This window comes from Blautia segnis (assembly GCF_014287535.1).
GTDB lineage: Bacteria > Bacillota > Clostridia > Lachnospirales > Lachnospiraceae > Blautia_A > Blautia_A acetigignens.
On record NZ_JACOOT010000031.1, the window covers coordinates 1 to 20,183 of the forward strand.

17 protein-coding genes are annotated in these 20,183 nt (G+C 46.9%); 4 read left to right on the plus strand and 13 right to left on the minus strand.

Going from position 1 to position 20,183, the window contains the following annotated elements; genetic code table 11:
• Positions 1-241: 241 nt before the first annotated feature.
• A complete protein-coding gene (locus H8S54_RS12865) occupies positions 242-3,904 on the minus strand; it encodes a YhgE/Pip domain-containing protein (protein ID WP_186901621.1) in 3,663 nt (1,220 codons plus the stop codon).
• Between the two features lie 194 nt (positions 3,905-4,098).
• Here H8S54_RS12865 and H8S54_RS12870 point away from each other — a divergent pair, with 194 nt between their 5' ends.
• On the plus strand, positions 4,099-4,764 hold the full coding sequence (locus tag H8S54_RS12870; protein WP_021924327.1) for a TetR/AcrR family transcriptional regulator: 666 nt from the start codon (positions 4,099-4,101) through the stop codon (positions 4,762-4,764).
• Between the two features lie 79 nt (positions 4,765-4,843).
• Here H8S54_RS12870 and H8S54_RS12875 read toward each other — a convergent pair whose 3' ends face one another.
• The gene (locus H8S54_RS12875) at positions 4,844-6,994 is read right to left on the minus strand and encodes an ATP-dependent helicase (RefSeq protein WP_186901622.1); all 2,151 of its coding nucleotides are present in this window, start codon (positions 6,992-6,994) and stop codon (positions 4,844-4,846) included.
• A 233-nt stretch (positions 6,995-7,227) separates the two neighbouring features.
• Between H8S54_RS12875 and H8S54_RS12880 the strand changes: the two genes are divergently transcribed.
• Positions 7,228-8,001, plus strand: coding sequence for a DUF6062 family protein (locus H8S54_RS12880; protein WP_186901623.1), 774 nt, complete (start codon positions 7,228-7,230; stop codon positions 7,999-8,001).
• A gap of 115 nt (positions 8,002-8,116) precedes the next feature.
• On the opposite strand, the gene H8S54_RS12885 is transcribed toward H8S54_RS12880, so the two are convergent.
• The 8 genes from H8S54_RS12885 to H8S54_RS12920 form a co-directional block, all read right to left on the minus strand.
• On the minus strand, positions 8,117-9,556 hold the full coding sequence (locus H8S54_RS12885) for a TrkH family potassium uptake protein (RefSeq protein WP_186901624.1): 1,440 nt from the start codon (positions 9,554-9,556) through the stop codon (positions 8,117-8,119).
• Positions 9,557-9,568: 12 nt separating this feature from the next.
• Positions 9,569-10,927, minus strand: a complete 1,359-nt coding sequence (trkA, locus tag H8S54_RS12890) for a Trk system potassium transporter TrkA (RefSeq protein WP_173766413.1) — start codon at positions 10,925-10,927, stop codon at positions 9,569-9,571.
• Between the two features lie 182 nt (positions 10,928-11,109).
• A complete protein-coding gene (locus H8S54_RS12895; protein WP_186901625.1) occupies positions 11,110-11,754 on the minus strand; it encodes an SGNH/GDSL hydrolase family protein in 645 nt (214 codons plus the stop codon).
• A gap of 4 nt (positions 11,755-11,758) precedes the next feature.
• Entirely contained in the window at positions 11,759-12,676 is a 918-nt protein-coding gene (locus H8S54_RS12900; protein ID WP_021924333.1) for a dihydrodipicolinate synthase family protein, read from the minus strand.
• Between the two features lie 19 nt (positions 12,677-12,695).
• A complete protein-coding gene (locus tag H8S54_RS12905) occupies positions 12,696-13,397 on the minus strand; it encodes an N-acetylmannosamine-6-phosphate 2-epimerase (protein ID WP_021924334.1) in 702 nt (233 codons plus the stop codon).
• 25 nt (positions 13,398-13,422) lie between these two features.
• Entirely contained in the window at positions 13,423-14,328 is a 906-nt protein-coding gene (locus H8S54_RS12910) for a carbohydrate ABC transporter permease (protein ID WP_021924335.1), read from the minus strand.
• 17 nt (positions 14,329-14,345) lie between these two features.
• A complete protein-coding gene (locus tag H8S54_RS12915) occupies positions 14,346-15,224 on the minus strand; it encodes a carbohydrate ABC transporter permease (protein WP_117851731.1) in 879 nt (292 codons plus the stop codon).
• Positions 15,225-15,355: 131 nt separating this feature from the next.
• Positions 15,356-16,624: an extracellular solute-binding protein gene (locus H8S54_RS12920; protein WP_021924337.1), complete on the minus strand. Its 1,269-nt coding sequence runs from the start codon at positions 16,622-16,624 to the stop codon at positions 15,356-15,358.
• Positions 16,625-17,120: 496 nt separating this feature from the next.
• Between H8S54_RS12920 and H8S54_RS12925 the strand changes: the two genes are divergently transcribed.
• Positions 17,121-18,005 carry an ROK family protein gene (locus H8S54_RS12925; RefSeq protein WP_117851537.1) on the plus strand — a complete coding sequence of 295 codons (885 nt, stop codon included), beginning with the start codon at positions 17,121-17,123 and terminating at the stop codon, positions 18,003-18,005.
• 21 nt (positions 18,006-18,026) lie between these two features.
• A complete protein-coding gene (locus H8S54_RS12930; RefSeq protein ID WP_117851535.1) occupies positions 18,027-18,884 on the plus strand; it encodes a MurR/RpiR family transcriptional regulator in 858 nt (285 codons plus the stop codon).
• Positions 18,885-18,978: 94 nt separating this feature from the next.
• Here H8S54_RS12930 and H8S54_RS12935 read toward each other — a convergent pair whose 3' ends face one another.
• Genes H8S54_RS12935 through H8S54_RS12945 form a run of 3 tightly spaced genes read right to left on the minus strand, consistent with a single transcriptional unit; the run spans position 18,979 to position 20,165 of the window.
• A complete protein-coding gene (locus H8S54_RS12935) occupies positions 18,979-19,611 on the minus strand; it encodes a manganese catalase family protein (protein ID WP_021924340.1) in 633 nt (210 codons plus the stop codon).
• Between the two features lie 6 nt (positions 19,612-19,617).
• Positions 19,618-19,893 (minus strand): spore coat protein CotJB, encoded by a 276-nt coding sequence (locus H8S54_RS12940; protein WP_021924341.1) that lies wholly within the window; start codon positions 19,891-19,893, stop codon positions 19,618-19,620.
• Positions 19,890-20,165 (minus strand): spore coat associated protein CotJA, encoded by a 276-nt coding sequence (locus H8S54_RS12945; protein WP_173766407.1) that lies wholly within the window; start codon positions 20,163-20,165, stop codon positions 19,890-19,892. Before H8S54_RS12945 ends, H8S54_RS12940 begins: the two co-directional genes overlap by 4 nt.
• Between the last annotated feature and the right edge of the window lie 18 nt (positions 20,166-20,183).

Here is a 20,183-nt window from a genome sequence, read left to right on the forward strand (position 1 = left end):
GGCAAAGACAAAAAAGTAGAAAAAACACCATGAAAAAATGACAAAACAGAGAAGCCGCAATCCAGCATAAACACTTGGATTGCGGCCATTTTTAACCTACTTTACCTGCAAAAGTCAGGTTTTGGGGACGCAAGGGAGTATAAGGGTTCCGCCCCATGAACCCATAAAGAAAGGGGCAGGATCATCTCCCGCCCCATCTTGCTTCTGTTATATTTTCGAAAACAGTTCTGTCAATTCAGGATCAGTCTTCGCTGCCGTCATCAAAGCCTTCTGTCTCGATAATGAACTTCACGTTTCCGCTCATGGAATCATCAAGACCTGTGAAGGATGTGTAAGCTGCGTCGTCAGACTGAAGTGCTTCCAGACGATCCAGTACGCTCTGGAAATCATCTTCCATGGTATCTTTCAGTTTCTTGATACCTTCATCGTAGAATTCCTTCTCGCCGTCTTTCAGTTCTTCTGCTCCGTCTTTCAGATCCTTAGCTCCGTCATTCAGTTCCTTAGCTCCATCTTTCAGATCCTTGGCTCCGTCTTTCAGATCCTTAGCTCCGCTCTTCAGATCACTTGCTCCGCTGTCCAGAGTCTTAGCTCCGCTCTTTAAGGAGCTTGTTCCACTCTTCAGAGTCTTGGCACCGTCATTCAGTTCCTTCGCACCGCTCTTTAAGGAGCTTGTTCCGTCTTTCAGAGTGTTTGCTCCGCTTGCAAGATCACTGGTTCCGTTCTTCAGATCACGCATTCCGTTGTTTACGCTGTTTGCTCCGCTTCTTAACTGAGATGCTCCATCTCTAAGATCAGCAGCTCCGCTCTTCAGCTGTGCAATACCAGCTTTCACCTGACCGCTTGCTGCTACCAGAGTACCAGCTCCGCTTACCAGATCACTAGTTCCTGCTGTAAGCTGTGCTGCCCCGCTGTTCAAAGAAGCGCTGTTGGAAGTCAGCTGATTTGCTCCGCTTCTAAGCGCTACGCTGTTTGCTGCAATTGTGCCAACGCCTGTTACCAGCTGGCCGGTTGCCTGGCTGATAGAAGAAAGTCCGCTGTCAAGGCTGCTCTTTGCACTCTTAAGAGTGGTTGCTCCGTCGAGAAGGGCATTTGCGTTTGCATTGTCCTTACCCTGAAGTGCGGTGATTCCGTTTGTAATAGTGTCTTTATTCTTAAGAAGTTCATCAGCACCTGCTGTCAACTGCTCTGCTGCACCAGTTTCTGTCAGCTGCTTGTAGCCAGCCTGAAGCTGCTCGTTTCCTGCGGAAATCTGTTTGGAACCTTCTACCAGCTTGTTTACATCATCTGTCATGGTGGAGATATCTCCAAGTCCTGCTACAAGGCTGCTTACTGCTGTCAGGCTCTCTCTAACCTGTGTACCGCCTTTTTTCAGCTGTGCTGCACCTGTTACAAGCTGGCTGTTGCCTGCTTCTTTCAGCTGTGCAAGACCGCTGTTTAAGTTAGATGCGCCAGTGCTTAAGGTAGATGCACCAGAAGCTGCGCTGCTTGCGCCGTCTGCTACGGAGGATGCACCGGAAATTAATTTGTCTGTCTCACCTTCCAGAGTGCTTACGGAATACTCACCTGCAGAAGTAACTTTTCCAGCTGTATCATACAAACCGCTTGCAAGCGCATTTAATGTGGCCTTAATATCATCTCCATTTGTTTCAGCTGTTACAGATACCTGTGACTGTGCTTCGATATTGCTCAGTTCGCCCTGTGCTGCGGATGCATTGTCTGCACTGCTGTATAATTGTCCTAATGCACTATTGATCAGTGCCGCTGTATTCTCATCCAGGGCAGAAGTATCAATGCTTTCCAAACTTGCAATTGCACTGCCTACAGAACTAGAAACTGCACTGATTTCACCGGATGCAGTACTTGTGGATACACCGGCTGACTGTGCTTCAACACTTGTCTGGATGTTTGCTGCTGCAGCACTAATTTGGTCTGCATAACTATTCATTGCTTCAGATGCAGTGCTGCTAATCTGCTTGATTGCGTCAGAGGTTCCTGTTTTCAGGCTTCCAAGTCCGTCTCTTACCTGAGCTGCACCAGTTGCAACTGCTGCGGTTCCATCTGCAAGACTCTTAGCTCCGTCTGCCACGCTCTGTGCTCCGTCTGCTGCCTCGCCAACCTTTGCCACATACTGTGTAGCTCCATCTGCAAGCTTATCTGCTCCGTCTACATAAGTATTCAGGCTTGCTACCATCTGATCCGGCTGAGCCTTCTCTACATTTACGGCTACCTCTGCCAGCTGAGTTGCTGCCTTGCTGATTCCGGCTGCTGCCTCATCGATTCCAGGTGCCAGCTGTCCAACGCCCTCTACAAGAGCTGTGGTTCCTTCCACATAAGCCTTGGTTCCCTCAGCCAGTGTGCTTGCGCCTGTTACATAAGTACTTACGCCATCGGTAAGCTGAGTTGCACCGTTTACATAAGAGGTAACACCATCTGCCAGCTGATTTCCACCAGCTACGTACTGATTCACACCATCGGTAAGCTGCTGCATTCCTTTGTTATACTCTGTAAGATTGGAGTTTACAGTATCTACACCTGCTGTATAGCTCTGAACACCATCTGCCAGGGAAGCAACACCGCTTGTGTACTGCTGCACACCGCTCTGCAGGGATTTCGCACCGCTGTTTAACTGGGAAGCACCGCTCTTGGCACTTGCAACACCTGCGTCAAACTCATTGTAGCTGGATGCCAGTGTGCTTGTTCCGCCGTACAGGGTTCTGGTTCCATCATAAAGATTCTTGGTTCCGCTGTACAGGGAATTGGTTCCGGAATAAAGCTGTCCAGCACCTGTATTTAAGGTCTTGGCTCCGTCTGCCAACTCAGCGGCTCCATCATCCAGATCCTTGCTTCCATCATAAAGGGTCTTGGTTCCGTTTGCCAGATCTCTGGCTCCGTCGTCCAGTTCCTTACTTCCATCGTAAAGCTCTTTGGTTCCGTCTTTCAGATCTTTGGTTCCGTCATAGAGATCCTTGGTTCCATCATAAAGAGTCTTAGTTCCATCGTAGAGATCCTTGGTTCCATCATAGAGATCCTTGGTTCCATCGAAAAGATCTTTAGAACCGTCTACCAGCTTCACTGCTGCATCATCCAGCTCATCCAGGGAATCCTGAAGATCATCCAGATCCTCGGAGTTCTCAAGATCCAGGCTGCTGAGAAGGTCTGTCACTGCCATGGTGAAGGTATTTCCCATGGTGCAGTCTGTTACGTCAGCTTCCATTGTGAAACCTTCCGGAATATCAATCTTATCAGAAAGATCATCGTTCAGATCCAGGCTGTCCTTCAGGCCAGGAACTGCAACTCCAACAACCATTTCCTTGTCGCCGTCAGAAATGACTTTACCATTATCAATGGTGACATTGGAGAAGTTGTCGGAAGAAAGGATCATTCCTGTTACCATAACAAATGGAGAATAAACTTCTACGTTCTTGTTATCTACCTTTACGGTCTTCTTGGATTTGTTGGTGTAGGAAACCTCCATACGAAGATGTCCGCTCTTGCCTGCGAGCTCATCCGGTGTGATTTCCTGATCGTCCAGGTAATATTTGATCTTCATATCAACAGGAAGTTCTTTATTGGAAGTTCCCTGATAATAAATATCACTGCTGTCTGTATTCCAGGTCACGTTCTCGCCGTCCTGGGTAAAGGTCTCATCACCCTTTACATTCTTAATTCCTTCCAGGTCAGATACATCGGATACATCTCCGTCTGCTGATCCGGAATTCTTCAGCCAGTCAGATACGGTAATATCTTTCACTTCACCTTCTGCTGTGGCATTTACGTATACGGTTTCTTCCTTGGAAACTGCATTCTCTGTATCCTGTGTGGCTGCAAGGATCGGGGTAGTTCCAAGTACGGCAGCCATTCCAGCAGCCATGGTAGCGTTCAGAATTTTTTTATTTCTATTCATCACAATACAACTCCTTATTAAAATCATCGGTTAGTCATCTCTTAGCCTATAGAAGTTATACAACAAAACTGACCAGTAGTCAATATCTGTTTTTTATCCAAATCTTTTCTGGTTTTGATATTGACTTTTGGTCATTTTTGTTTAAAATAAAAATGAATCCACCGTATAACCGTACACAATGAGGAGGAACAGGCATGGGAAAACTGGAGTTAAACAAAATGAGAAAGAAAAGTGCTCTGTACAACACAGCCTTCGAACTCTTTACCACTAAGGGCCTTGCGAAGACCACTATCTCTGATATCGTGGAAAATGCAGGCGTGGCAAAGGGAACCTTCTACCTTTATTTTAAAGATAAATATGACATTCGAAACAAGCTGATCTCACATAAAGCAGGGGAGCTTTTCTCCCAGGCACGGGATGCACTGGAGCAGGCACATGTTACCGGCTTCACCGCACAGCTGCACTTTCTGGTTGACAATATTCTGGACAGGCTGGAGACAGAAAGCGATCTTCTTGGTTTCATTTCCAAGAATCTGTCCTGGGGTGTTTTTAAGGACGCCTTCCAGGAGCAGGCGGACGAGGATGATTTTCCTTTTTTCCAGGAGTATCTGAATCTTCTGGATCAGTCCGATGTACAGTATGACTCCCCGGAGCTGCTTCTTTTTACCATTATCGAACTGGTAAGCTCCACAAGCTACAGCTGTATTCTGCACTCCCAGCCCGTCTGTCTCGCTGAGTACAGGCCCTATCTTCATAAGACTATCGACTGTATTCTGCAGGCCTTTGCCCACACTGACGAGTCAGGGCTTTCCGCAGCGAATATGAATGTAATTTCCGATAAACATTTCGACCAGAATTAAAAAAGACATCCTGAACAAACGCAAAGCATTTTGCTTCACACTTGCCCAGGATGTCTTTTTTATTTAGGTATACTTTCTTTTACATTTTTTCCAGCTTCACCCGAAATGAGATAGTCCGGGGTGTTTCCATTCCGTCGAAAAGAATGGCGTAGGCACTTTTTTCTGTATCTACATCTACGATAGTTCCCGGGCCGAAAATCTTATGCAGGATTTTCTGGCCTATAGGGTAATGGGATGGGGCTTCGTCGGTGAGAAGGCAGCGACTGCTCAGTTCAATGTATTCCCGTGCCTCTTTGATCAGTCCTTCTTCTGGTTTCCGGTCGTATTCCAGAAGATTCTGGTCAATGTCCAGGATGAATCTGGAAGGATATCTTGGGGAGCCATCCAGATTTCGTCCTTTGGCTTCTGAAAGATACAGGCGCTTCTTCGCTCTGGTCATGGCTACAAATGCCAGCCTGCGCTCTTCTTCCATTCCTTCTCTTGTCTTAGTCTTTCTGGATGGGAAAATACCCTCATTCATACCGCATAGAAATACATAGGGAAATTCCAGTCCCTTGGAGGTGTGCACGGTCATCAGCTTCACCTTGTCATGCTCCGGCTGTGCGTCGCTGTTGGAGAAAAGGGCAACATGGGCCAGATAGTGTTCCAGCATGGCTTCCTCCCCACAGGTGGTCTCGTACTCGTAAACAGACTGCTTCAGTTCTGCCAGATTGTCCAGTCTCTCCTGGTTCCCCTCTGTGCGCAGCATTCTCTCATACCCGGACAGATCCAGAACAGCAGAAAGGATCTCTGATACCGGGCGATCCTGATAATTAGCTGCAAAGCTTTCAATCAGCTGGACAAATTCCCCAGCTTTGGTTCCCTTGAAAATATCCTGGTCCAGATTCCGGCAAAGCGCTTCATACAGGCTGCAGGAATTCTCTCCGGCATACTCCTGAATAAACTTCATACGCCGTTCTCCCAAATTTCTCTTTGGAACATTAGCAATCCTCAGAAACGACAGATCATCCCTGTAGGCAATCATCCTCAGATAGCTAAGAGCATCTTTGATCTCCATGCGTCCGAAAAACTGTACTCCGCTGTAAATGGTATAGGGAATTTCTTCCTTGAGAAATACCTGCTCGATGCTTCTGGTCAGGTAATGAGCCCGGTATAATATGGTAATATCTTTGTAAGGAACCCCTTTTTCCTTTAGTATTTTAATCTGTTCTGCCATCCACAGAGCCTCTTTTTCCTGGTTCTCCCCGTGACAGCAGAGCACGGAGCCGCCTGAGGGCAGTGTGGGAATCAGATTCTTTTTCATGCGGAGAAGATTCTTGCTGATCAGGGAGTTAGCTGCCCGCAGAATCTCAGGTGTGGAACGGTAATTTTCCATCATCATAATGGTCTGTACATCTGGAAAATTCCGGTGAAAATCCAGAAGATACTTCACATTGGCGCCGCGCCAGGTGTAAATGGTCTGGTCCGGGTCTCCCACAATAAACAGGTTTTTGTGATAGCCGCACAGAACACACATCAGGCGGTACTGCAGGTCATCAATGTCCTGAAACTCATCGATCATAATGTATTCCAAGCGTTTCTGCCATTTTTGTTTGATTTCTTCGTTATTTTCAAAAATATATAAGGTAAATTTGATAAGATCGTTATAATCCAGGCCGAAGCATTTCTTCTCCTGGTACAGATAGCCGTAAAAAATAATTTCCGATGTCTCTGTGGCCTGCATATATTTCTCATAAATCTGATCAATGGACATGGTGATCATATCCTGATAATACTCTGGCTCCTTATAAAGCTTGCGAATCTCGATCATGTCTCTGGCACTGGAAAAAGTCATATTCCGAAGGGTCAGGCCACGCTCCTCATAGATGATCTTCAGCATGGAATCAATGTCGGAGTTGTCAAGTACCAGAAAGCTCTTGGGATACTGGACTGCGTAGCTCTCCTCCTGCAGGACGGATACGCAGAAGCCGTGGAAGGTATTGATATATCCAGTGTCATTGTCTCCGGTAAGATTGTGGATTCTCTGGCGCATCTCATTGGCAGATTTGTTGGTAAAGGTGACGCACAGAATGTTTCCAGGCAGAATTCCGATCTCATTTACCAGAAAGGCAAACCTGTGGGAAAGTGCCCTGGTTTTACCGGAACCCGCACCGGCGATGACACGTATATATCCTTCTGTAGCGGTTACTGCCTCTGTCTGTGATCGATTTAATCTGTCCAGAATATCCATTTTCGTTCCTCCATGATGTGAGATTGCGTCCTTAAACTGTAAATGTTCTTTTAGTATACCATTCCATAGCATCATATGCAACCATACGTTCGGTTTTATATTTAAATTCTTGCTTTACAAACAGCTGGATTTACCATACTATGGTTATAACAGACTGCCAGAGCTGAAGTCTTTCCTGCTGCTCTGGCGGCACAAAATTTTCGGATTATCATAAACTTAAGGAGAACCCTCACATGAAAGAAAAATTATACACCATTCCCTTAATGGACGCCTTCAAGGCGGATGACGAATGCCCCTTCTGCTTTGTGGAGCGGCAGCTGGAGCAGCACACTATGGACTTTGTTCTCGGGGCCGGAGCCTCTTATATGGAAGATGATGTGCGTGCGGAAACAGATAAAATGGGATTTTGCCGCACCCACTACAAAAAGATGTACGACTATGGCAACCGTCTTGGCACCGGTCTGATCCTGAAGACCCATTTCCAGTACAAAACCAAGGAACTCCATGAGCAGATCAAAATGTTTGCCCCATCCAAGGCTTCTGTTTTTTCCCGTTTCAAAAAAGGAATTGCAGACACAGGCTCTGCAAAGACTTCCCTTGGTGCCTGGGCAAAGGCACAGGAAGAAAGCTGTTATATCTGTAATTTTTACAAAGATACATACGCCCGTTATCTGGACACCTTCTTCGACCTTTTTAAGAAAAATCCGGAATTTCTGCCTCTTTTCAAAAACTGCAAGGGCTTTTGCATTCCTCATTTCGGGGATCTTGTGGAGACTGCGGAAACCGCTTTGTCTGACAAAGAAAAGAAAGCCTTCTACGACATTCTGTTCCCTATGATGGAGCAGAACATGCAGAGACTTTCCGACGATCTGGACTGGTTCTGTGACAAATTCGACTACCGCAACAAGGACGCCGACTGGCGTACCTCCAAGGATGCTCTCCCCCGCGGCATGCAGAAAGCAGCAGGCGGTTACCCGGCAGACGAACCGTATACTATGGACAAATAAAAAGCAAACCGCAGGCTGTACTGAAATTATCTGCACAGCCTGCGGCATTTTTACTACACAAAACATGTTTTCAATCAGCAGCGCTATCATATTATGAATAGCAGCAGCTTTTCATTTAAAACTTTCTCCAGGTATCCCTCTTAAATAAAAGCAGCAGCGGGAACACCTCAAGTCTTCCAGCCAGCATATCAAAGATCATCACCAGCTTGGAAATATAAGAATAGCATCCAAAGTTTCCGGTAGGTCCTACCGCCCCAAGTCCCGGTCCAATATTATTCAAGGCAGCTGTGATCGCCGTAAAGTTGGAAATCATGTCCAGATTATCCAGACTGATCACCAAAAGGGATGTCACAAAAATCATAATATACACAAACAGGAACATATTGGTAGCTCTTACCACTTCGTGAGGAATGGCCTTCTCGTCCATCTTGATCTTCTTCACTGCATTGGGATGCAGGTAAAGCTGCAGCTCCTTGCGTGCGGATTTGCAGAGGATCAGAAGACGGGAAACCTTAATACCGCCGCCTGTACTTCCTGCGCAGGCTCCCACAAACATTAGGATCACAAGTATGGTCTTGGAAAATACCGGCCACACGTTAAAATCCGTAGTGGCATATCCGGTTGTGGTAATAATGGAACCAACCTGGAAGGCTGCCTGCTGGAACGCCCTGCCGAAGCTGGTAAACATGCCTCTTGTGTTAACGGCAATGGCCACAATGGCCAGGCCAATAATCCCAAGGTAATAGCGAACCTCCTCATTCTTGGCTGCCTGCATTACTTTCTTGGAAAGAAGAAGGTAATAGGCATTAAAATTCACTCCAAAAAGGATCATAAACACGGTAATGACAATCTGATTGTAGGTACTGTAGCTGGCAATACTGTCGTTCTTAATACCAAAGCCTCCGGTACCTGCTGTACCAAAGCTCAGGCACAGTGTATCGAACAGCGGCATGCCTCCAAGAAGCAGGAAGACCATCTCCACAACTGTCATCAAAATATAAATGGTATAAAGAATCTTGGCTGTGGACTGAACCTTGGGAACCAGCTTGCTTACAGAAGGTCCCGGGCTCTCTGCTTTCATCAGGTTCATGTGGTAGCCTCCGGTCAGAGGCAGAAGGCAAAGGATAAACACCAGCACTCCCATACCCCCGATCCAGTGGGTAAAGCTTCTCCACAGCAGGATACAGTGGGAAAGTGACTCCACATCGGAAAGAATGCTGGCTCCTGTTGTAGTAAAACCGGAAACGGTCTCAAACAAAGCATCCACCGGATGAGGAATGCTTCCTGAAATCACAAAAGGAAGCGCCCCTGCGATACTAAGTACCAGCCAGCTAAGAGCAACGGTAACCGCACCTTCCTTAGCATGGAAAACTTTATTCTTACGCTTTGTCCTGATAAGGGGAATTCCGATTGCCAGGCAGATGATCATGGTGACCAGAAATGCCAGCCCGTCCTTCTCCCGGTAAATAATCGCGGTAATTCCAGGCAGGAGCATAAAAGCTGCCTCGAAATTAAAGATCCAGCCAAGAATGTAAGATATCATGGAATAATTCATGTCCAGACTCCTTTACTTCGCAAGAATGTCATTGATGTCACGAAGACCTCTGTTGGTGGTAACAATTACTACGCTGTCACCGATTTCCAGGGTATCGTGGCCTCGTGGAATACGGACAGTACCATCTCTGTAAAGGCAGCCAACCAGAAGATTCTTCTTCAGGTTCAGTTCCTGCAGAGTCTTGCCCACAATAGGAGAATGATCGCTGATCTTAAACTCCAGGGCTTCTGCCTTGCCATCCAGAATGTGGTACAGGGTCTCCACATTGCTTCCGATGGAGTTCTGGGTTGCTCTCACATACTGCAGAATGTAATCTGCCGTAATATACTTCGGATAAATGACGCTTCCAATATCCAGGCTGTCAATGATGTCGTCATAGGCCAGACGATTTACCTTCGCTACCAGCTTGGCATTTGAAATGGTTTTTGCAAAAAGGGACAGGAAAACGTTCTCCTCGTCCATATTGGTCAAGGTAACAAAGGACTCTGCACTTCCAAGGCCCTCTTCCAGAAGAAGGGATCTGTCTGTACCATCTCCGTTGATAATGGTGGCATCCACCAGCTCCTCGCTTAAGAACTCACAGCGGTTCTTATCCTTCTCAATTACCTTCACCTTGATCTTCATGGCAAGCAATGCCTTGGTAAGATAATAGGAAATGGTTCCACCGCCTACGATAATGGCATTCTTTACCTGATGGGTCTTAAGCCCGATCTTCTTGAAAAATGCCGCTGCATTCTGCGGTGTGGCAAGAATGGACACCATATCTCCGTTGCGGATGGTATTGGTACCGCCTGGAATGGTGGTAAAATCTTTTCCCTCAATGGCGCAGAAAAGAACGTCACAGCGGAAGTGCTCTGTGATCTCCTGGATACTCTTTCCATCCAGATTGAACTCCGGCATTACCTTGAATTTCAGAAGCTCTACCTTGCCTCTTGCAAAAGTATCGATCTTGATCGCAGAGGGAAAACGCAGCAGTCTGGAAATCTCCTGTGCTGCAGCCAGCTCCGGATTGATGATCATGGTCACGCCAAGGCGCTCCTTGATAAAGCCGATCTCCTTGCTGTAAATCGGATTGCGCACACGGGCAATGGTATGGCAGTGCCCTGTTTTCTGAGCAATCAGGCAGCACAGAAGATTCATCTCATCTGACACCGTAACTGCGATGAGAATATCCGCAGTCTCGATTCCGGCTTCCATCAGGGTATTGATGCTGGCGCCGTTTCCTACAACACCCATGGCATCTACTTCATCTATAATCTCATTAATGGTATCTGCATTGATATCAATCAGGGTTATGTCTGTATCTTCTTCCTGTAATTGCTCTGCAAGGGTACGTCCTACTTTTCCGCACCCAACAATTATAATTTGCATAGTTCCTCCAAATGTATAAAATACTTCATATAAACAGTGCTATTATAGCACTCCTGTATGTTTTTGGAAATAGTCTTTTTCTTACAGTAAATAACGTCATAATTATGGGAAATCCCGGCACAATTTTAGGTGCCGGGATCTCCCTTTTAGAATATGTTATTTTATTTTTTCTATACTGTTTTTCAGATGATTTCTTTGATTTTCGCAGTGAGGGCATCTGCAAGCTGTCTGTGGCCTTCTGCGGTCAGGTGCATGAAATCAATGTGATTCGGGGATGCGCTGATCACCTCATTGGCATCCAGGTAATGGCACCCTGTAAGCTCTGCAACTGCCTTGTACTGCTCTCCAAGGCCTCTTGACTTCTCGGCACAGCCTGCTCCCATGGTTGTGCGCACTGCCGAATGCTCATACTCATCCCCGATATTCTGAGGAGTTACCACCAGGATCTGGGGCTTTTTGTCACGCCAGCAGTCGGTCACGGAAACAGCCTTCTGTACCAGTCTTTTCAGCCCAAGGCCGATGCAGGCTGCAGACGCGCCAAAGCGCTCCTTGGTATCGTTGGTTCCCAGCATGATCACCAGAAGATCTACAGGCTCATGGCTCATCAGACAGGGGTAAATATAATCCAGTCCTGAAAGCCCTTCAAATAATGGATCGTTAAAACAGGTCGTTCTGCCGCTTAAGCCTTCCTCAAGCACCAGATAATCCTCTCCCAGATTTTTCTGAAGAAGGCAGGTCCATCTCTCGTTTTCGTCAAATCTGCCGTCATTCATGGCACAGTAGCCATGGGTATTGGAATCTCCAAAGCATACAATATGTTTCTTCATGCTGTTACCACTCCTTTGTATCCTCTACTGCCTTTCGGATATCATGATAAAGCTCCACAAGCTTCGGATCATCTGTTGCAACCGGAAGGAACGGAAGTCTTGGGTCACCCATCGGGCAGCCGTCCAATGTAATGATTCCCTTCACAGCACCATGCATAGACGGGAAACTGCACAGACGGTAGATCAGAGGCGTTACGATTTCCTGAAGCTGCGCTGCCTTTTCCCATTCGTGGCGATGAATCAGCTCATCCATTTTCAAGTAAAGCTCCGGCATTGCGCCGTAGGTTCCGCCGATTCCGGCATCTGCGCCAAGAAGGCGTCCTGCTACGAACTGCTCGTCCGGACCGTTAAATACGATGAAATCCTTTCCGCCAGCGTGCTTGAATCTTAAAATATCCTGAGCCGGATCTGAAGAGCACTTCACACCTGCAACTCTTTCATTTTCCAGCATTCTGTTAAACAGATTCATAGAAAGATTAAATCCGGTGAGTTGAGGAATGTTATAAATAAAGAACGGAAGGTCTGCTGCTTCTGTGATCTTGGTCCAGTGCTGGTAAACGCTCTCCTCGCTTGGACGGTAGTATACACATGGAACTGCTGAGGTGGCAGCTGCGCCGATTTTCTCGGCATGGGCAGCCAGAATGCAGGAGTGTCTGGTATCCGGGCAGCCTACGTGAACAATAATGTTCATGTCTTTTCCCACTTCATTGACTACGGTCTCTGCGACCAGCATTCTCTCCTCAGTGTCCAGAAGGAAGCCCTCTCCTGTGCTGCCGCACACATACATCTGCTTGATTCCCTTGTCACGGAAATATCTGCACACTGCTTTTATGGCATCTATGTCCACGCTGCCGTCTTTTTTAAAAGGTGTGTTTAATGCAACTGTTACGTTTCTGAATTTGCTCACATCATACTTTGACATAATCCATCCTCTCTTTCTCTTAGCCCCTGTTTTCTACTGCCTTGATAAAGCGTGCGGCGATCTCAAGGGGTCTTGTGATCGCGCCGCCTACTACCACTGCAAATGCGCCTGCTTCCAGCATCTTCACTGCTTCTTCCGGAGAGTGCACACGGCCTTCCCCGATCACCGGAATGTCCACAGTCTGGGAAAGCTTTGTTACAAGCTCATAATCCGGTCCGTCTAACTTCGGGGAATGGCTGGTGTAGCCGCTCATGGTAGTGCCCACAATGTCCATGCCCAGCTTCCATGCACGCACGCCTTCCTCGTATGTGGAAATATCTGCCATCAAAATAGCATCCGGATATTTGGTTCTTACTTCTGTGATAAACTGATCCACTGTCTTGCCGTCACCGCGCTTCATGTCTGTGCAGTCCAGCGCAATCACATCGGAACCAGCCTCCACCAGCTCATCTACCTCCTTCATGGTAGGGGTGATATAGCTTTCAAATCCCGGATATTTGATCTTGATCAGTCCGATTACCGGAAGCCCGGTCTCTTCCTTGATGGCGATCACATCCCGGATGCTGCTTGTGCGGATTGCAGGGGTTCCCGCCTGTTTGGCTGCTCTTGCCATGAGATACATAATGGATTTCTCTTCCACATAAAGAGGTTCTCCCGGCACAGCCTGGCAGGATACGATTACTTTGCCTTTGATGCTGTCAAAAAGTTCCTGTTTTGTCATAAGTGATTCTCCCTTCTGCTGCTTATCAGCCTTTTACAGCGCCCATTGTAATTCCTTTGGTAAAGTATTTCTGGAAAATAAGGAATACGACGATGATCGGAACTGCTGCAAGAGCTGCACCAGCCATAATAAGACCAAAGTCTGTCGCATTCTCAGCCTGAAGCTTGGCAATACCAAGAGAAATAGTAAGGTTGCTGGTACTGCTCAGCATGATCAGCTGCATAAAATAGTCGTTCCATGAATTAATGAATGTGAAAATCGCAAGTGCTCCAACCCCTGGCTTGATCATAGGGTAAGCGATGGCGGTGAATGTTTTCCACTCGTTAGCACCGTCGATCTTGGCTGCCTCCATCATTTCCCCTGGGATTCCCTCGCCAAACTGCTTGATCAGGAAAACGCCGAAGGGCCATCCGACAATGGGCAGGATTACTGCCCAAATCGTGTTATACAGATGAAGGGATGACATTTCACGAAGCAATGGGATTAAGATAACCTGTTTCGGAAGTGCCATGGCACATACGATCAGGGTAAATACAACGGAACGTCCGATAAAACGTTTCTTTGCCAGCGCATATCCGGCCATAGCTGCAGTAAAGCAGGTAAGAAGCATGGATACCACTGCCATGAAAATAGTGTTCAGAAGCCAGCGGATAGCTGCCGGAACTACCGGGCCTGCAAAGGATTTGCCAGTAAAAGGAATTCCGATTTCCCATAACGGTGCGGTCTGTCTGCTGAAAAGCTTCTGATAGTTGGCGGAAACCCATTCCTGGGGCCACCACTGAGGGGTTGGTGCATTGATCGCCATACTGGTTTTGAAGGATCCTGTGATGATCCAGTACAGAGGAAATGCAAATCCGATTGCAAGCAGGGTGATCACAATAACGGAAAATACGCGGTAAACCTTGGAGCCTGTATTGCTTTTCTTTTTCATTTGCTTCTCCTCCTTTCTCAGTCTGACTGTGCAACCTTAAACTGAATACCGGACAGGATGGCAATTGCAATGGCAAGGACTACGCCCATTGCATTTCCATATCCATAGCGGTACAGCTTAAATGCGGTGTGGTAAATGTAGTACATAATGGTATCTGTGCTGTGGTTCGGACCGCCGCTTGTAAGAAGCTGGATCAGAGCGAAGCACTGGAAGCTGTTGATGGTAGTGATAACCAGAATGTAAAGTGTGGTTGGCTTGATCTGCTGCCATTTGATTTTCCAGAAGCACTGCAGCTTGGTGGCACCGTCTACTTCTGCTGCCTCCACAAGGCTCTGGTCTACGTTATTCAGAGCAGATACGTAAAGCACGATGGGCTGTCCCACGGAAGTCGTAAGAAGGATCAGGATGATACAGCCGAGGGCATATCTCTCATCTCCCAGCCAGTTAATGTTCTGGTCAATCAGGCCGGTTGCCTTGCCTACATAGTTAAAAATACCATAGTAATTATTGAACATCCATTTCCATACAACAGTAACGGCTACAGAACCGGTTACAACCGGAAGGTAGAAGATACAGCGGAAAATGGAGCATAATGGGCCGCTTAAGTTATGGATGACAGAGCTTACCCACAGGGAAAAAACACAGACTACCGGAACGGAAACCACTACGATAATGACCGTGTTCCGAAGAGCCCCAAGGAAAACCTTATCCTGAAACAGTTCTATGTAATTGCCAAAACCAATAAAAATATCCTCTCTGTTCATAGTGGAATCAAAGAAACTGGTAATCACGCACTGAACCATGGGATAGATGACAAATCCAAAGAAGAAAATTAAGCTTGGAAGCATAAATGCGTATCCCGCAATGGTCTCTCTTCTTACCAGCGCCTTTGACATACGGCTTTTGTTTGACACGTTGTCTCCTCCTTTTTTCAAAAAAACACCCTTCCCGCACGGAAAATACAGGAAGGGTGCGTGACTTTTAGTTGCAAAGTCTCTTTTTAGTTTTCATACTTAGATGATTCAGATTATTTAGCTGCTGCAGCGTTTGCTGTGGTTACGAATTCTTCTACAGCTTCTGTTACGTCTGCACCGGAACCGATCTGCTGAAGCATGTTCCACCATGCGGTACGAGCTTCTGCCCATCCGCCAACTACCTGATAGTAGTCGCCCATGTACTGGATAAATGTGGAGTACTCTGTCATCAGGTCATCGCCTTCGTAGATATTTCCAAGGTCTTTTACCGGCCAGTAGCTGGAAGCCTTAACGCTCTCTACTACCTGTGTCTCGTCGTTTGCCATGAAATCGATAAATGTCTTGGAAGCTTCAACCTTAGCTTCATCACCATTATCAAATACACCAAAGCCCCAGATACCGCCGCAAAGCTGTGGTTTGCCATCCTCTGCCGGGAATGCCATTGGAAGTACGTCAAAGCTTAAGTTCTCAGCATTATTCTTCTCCTGTGCAACATTCCAGCAGAATGCCATTGCAAGTGTACCGTTGCAGAAAAGATTGATTTCATCTCCGCCTGCGATAGAAGCATCAAAGTTGATTCCATCCATAGAGGAAAGAAGCTCAAGAGCTTTAATGTTCTCTTCGCTGTTAGCTGTGTATTCAGTATGCTCCGGATTCGTAAAGGTTCCGCCGAAAAGATTGTTTACAAGTGCTCTTGTACCCTGGTCACCGCCCTGTCCACTGCAGTAAACAGCACCAACATTCTCCTGACCGAAATCATAAACTGCCTTAACTGCCTTCTGGAAATCTTCTGCTGTCCAGGTACGTGTCTCTTCGTCAATATACTGAAGCGCACCAGCCTGCTCGAAAATGTCTTTATTGATTGCCATTGTATGGGCTGTCATACAAAGCGGATACTCATAAAATACGCCGTCGTTATTCTGGCACGCAGATTCTACTGAATCATAAATGGCTTCTTTCGCTTCGTCTGTCCACAGATCGGAAAGATCTGCCATAAGTCCTCTTGCGCCCCAGTTCGCAACCAGACGCTCCGGTCCTTCCAGAACGATATCAGGAGCCTGTCCGCCTTCGATAGCGGTATTGATCTGATCATCACCATTGGTGTAATCAAGGTACTCAACGGTTACGTTGATCTCTGGATGAGCTTCATTAAAATTGGAAATCATCTGATCAACAACTGCTGAATCTCCCCAGCTTCCTACTGGATAAGTCCACAGTGTAATGTCTGTGGTATCTCCGCCTTCTGCCAGAACGCTCACTGCGTTTAAGGAAACTGCCATGCTAGCTGCAAGTGCAAGTGCCATAACTTTACGGAATTTCATAAATAAACCCTCTCTTTCTTACCTTACCTTCTTCATAAATATTTGATTGTTTTTGCTATTTAGTTTTTGCTATTTAGTTTTTGCTATTTACTGAAAATCTTCCATTGATTCTCAGCCTGTCTCTTTGCCTTGGTGCAAGTCATGTTCCGCATCGGCCTTTTTCATAATGAAAAGGAAAGCCTACATGCCTTACACATCTGGTGCAAAATTTCGTCCCGGGTTTGTGAAATCTCGCTAATGATTATGGTTGTATCATACATTCTTTTGTGCTGTTTGTCAATATATTTTTAAAATAATTTTCATTTTATTTTTATTTTGAAAATATTTTGCATTTTTAAAGCAGCAAAGGTTGCAAATGAAAAAGCCTTTTGTTATAGTTATAATTAACATGAAACGGAAGATTTCCAGGAAGAAGGAGCTTTTTTCCCGGCATCCGGTCAGGAGGCAAGATGCATATCCTGGCTTTTAAAATAAAAAAGAAATGAGGAATTCGGTTATGAAAACCATGGTTCTTGACATTGGCGGAACCGCCATCAAATCTGCAGTTGCCGAAAACGGAGTTCTCAGTGATATCCGTGAGACCCCTACCCAGGCTTCTCTTGGAGGAGAGCATGTTATGGCACTTGCCAAAGAGATTATTGCTTCTTATAAAGAGCACTGGGATTTTGCCAGAATCGGGATCAGCACTGCAGGACAGGTGGACCCGGAAAAAGGCAGCATCATATACGCCAACCACAACATTCCCGGCTATACGGGAACTCCCATCAGAGCCATCATGGAAGAGGCATTCCATGTTCCTGTCTATGTGGAAAATGACGTAAACGCTGCTGCCATCGGGGAGGCACATTTTGGCGCAGGCAGGAGGGAACGTGATTTTGTCTGCCTGACTTACGGAACCGGAGTGGGCGGTGCTGTTTTTACTGACGGCAAATTGTACCATGGAAGCTCTTTTTCCGCTGGGGAACTTGGGGCGCTGATCGTCCATCCGGAGTTTCGCCGTCCTGAAGAAGATATGTACTCCGGCTGCTATGAGAAATATGCTTCCACCACTGCCCTGGTGGCACGGGCTATGGAATATGATCCTTCCATCACCAACGGCAAGCTTCTTTTTGCCCGTATTGAGGAAAAGGAGATTCAGCTGATTGTAGATCAGTGGATTCAGGAAATCGTATACGGCCTTGTTTCCATTATTCATCTGCTCAACCCTTCCTGTATCATTCTGGGAGGGGGCATTATGGAGCAGCCTTATATTCCGGCACAGATTGAGAAGCAGCTGATGTCGGCTATTATGCCAAGCTTTCGCGGGCTTACTATTAAGAAAGCTGAGCTTGGAAACCAGGCAGGAATGCTGGGCGCTTCTATCCTTGGCGATGAAGATTAAACTTACAAAGGAGGATTTGTTTTGGCGAGCAATATTTTAGAATCCATAACTGCACAGTATCATTCCCTGACCCGTTCCGGGAAAAAGCTGGCAGATTATATTTTTGCACATACAGGAGAAGCACAGTATTTCTCCATTTCCACGCTGGCGGAAAACAGCGGCGTCTCCGAAGCTTCCATTACCCGTTTCTGTCATGGGCTGGGGCTTGCGGGATACAATGATTTCAAACTGGCGCTGGCAAAAACAGACCATGTCACAGATATGGGCGAGCTTTCTGATTCTCCCCAGGGAATTGCTTCCGAAGACAGTCTGAATACTATTTTCCAAAAGATCCACAAGGCCAGTGTTTTGTCCCTAAACGAAACCCTGGAACTTCTGGATGAGAACGCCATCAACAAAGCTGTGGATCTTCTGGTGCAGGCGGACCGGGTTTTTTGCTTTGGAAACGGCGGCAGCATGGTAATGGCTATGGAGGCGTGGGCACGTTTTTCCACAGCTACCTCACGTTTTGTCCATGTTTCGGACTCCCATATGCAGATTATGAACACCGCACTTGCCACTTCCCGGGATGTGCTCCTGGTATTCTCCTACTCCGGCTCCACCAAGGATATGGAGGATACCCTGCAGATTGCCAGGGAACATGGGGTTTCCATTATCCTGGTGACCCATTATCCCAATTCAAGGGCTGCCCAGTTTGCAGATGTGGTGCTTCTTTGCGGATACAATGAGGGACCTCTTCAGTCCGGCTCCATTCCGGCAAAGGTGGGGCAGCTTCTGCTGATTGACTGTCTGTTCTACGGTTTCTGCCGGAGAAATCCAGAAGCCAGCGCCGCAGCAAGGTCGGCTACGGCGGAGGCGGTTGCGCGGAAGATGTTGTAGGGAAATGAAATAAAAACAGCCGCTCCAGTGCAGTTCAATCAGCACCAGAGCGGCAAAAACTACATTTCTGCAGACAGAATTTTTTTATAAAAACTTATCTTGCTTCCGGCGCACAGCTTGCTTTGCATGGATTGTCAAAGCTTGGGTTAAATGCGTAGAAATTATTGGCATCCAACTGCTCCTGGATAGAGCGGAGAGCTTCACCGAAACGCTGGAAATGCACCACTTCTCTTGCCCGCAGGAAGCGAATGGGGTCAGCAACTTCCGGGATATTTCGTACTACTCGCAGGATATTGTCATAGGTGGAGCGTGCCTTTTGTTCCGCAGCAAGGTTTTCAAAAAGATCTGTGATCGGATCCCCTTTACTCTGGAACTCACATGCGTTAAATGGAACGCCTCCTGCAGCCTGGGGCCATACTCCGACTGTATGATCAATATAATATGGCCCAAGGCCGGAATTCTCAATTTCTTCCATCGTAAGATCCCGAGTCAGCTGGTGAACGATGGTGGAAACCATTTCCAAATGCGCCAGTTCCTCCGTACCGATATCATTCAGTACTGCCATAGAAGTTCTGTTCGGCATGGTAAAACGCTGGGAGAGGTAGCGCATGGATGCTCCAATCTCGCCGTCGGGGCCACCGTACTGACTCATGATGAACTGTGCCAATTTGGCGTTTGGCGTGGTGATGTTAACCGGATACTGCAGACGCTTTTCATAATTCCACATAAAAGATCACGCTCCTTCCCTTTCCCACGGGAATGGCTGCTGGGACCATTTCCATGAAGTTTCGCAGGTTTTGGATGCGGTGTCTACGGTCAGTGGGCCGTAGTCCTTCGCATACTCTGCCAGCAGCTGGTTACGCCTGTCTGAAACATCTTCAAAAAATGCCAGGGCTTTCTCATCGTCCGGGTGAGTATCCAGATAGAGAAGAATATCGTTGACAGCGAAGCTGACTTCATTGATCTGCTGAAGCAGGCAGCGACGCTTGGAGGTCTGATTTTTCATCATCTTCGAACACCTCGCTTTCCGCAGAATGGCTTGCACAGCTGTGGAAAAATAGTTCCTACAGAAAGGGCGTAGTCAAGGTCATAAGAAGAAGTAAAATTCTGGTATGGCACATAAGCCATAGCTGGAACCAGATGCTTCAGATGGTCATACATATTCTCCTGTGAACGGGAAGAACAGGGACAGTTGGGAGTACTGGAATTGGAAGGTTTCATCATTCCGCAGGTTCTATTATAAGGGCGGCAGCCCGAACGGTTCATCTGATAATTTTCCATGAACAGATCCTTTCAGAC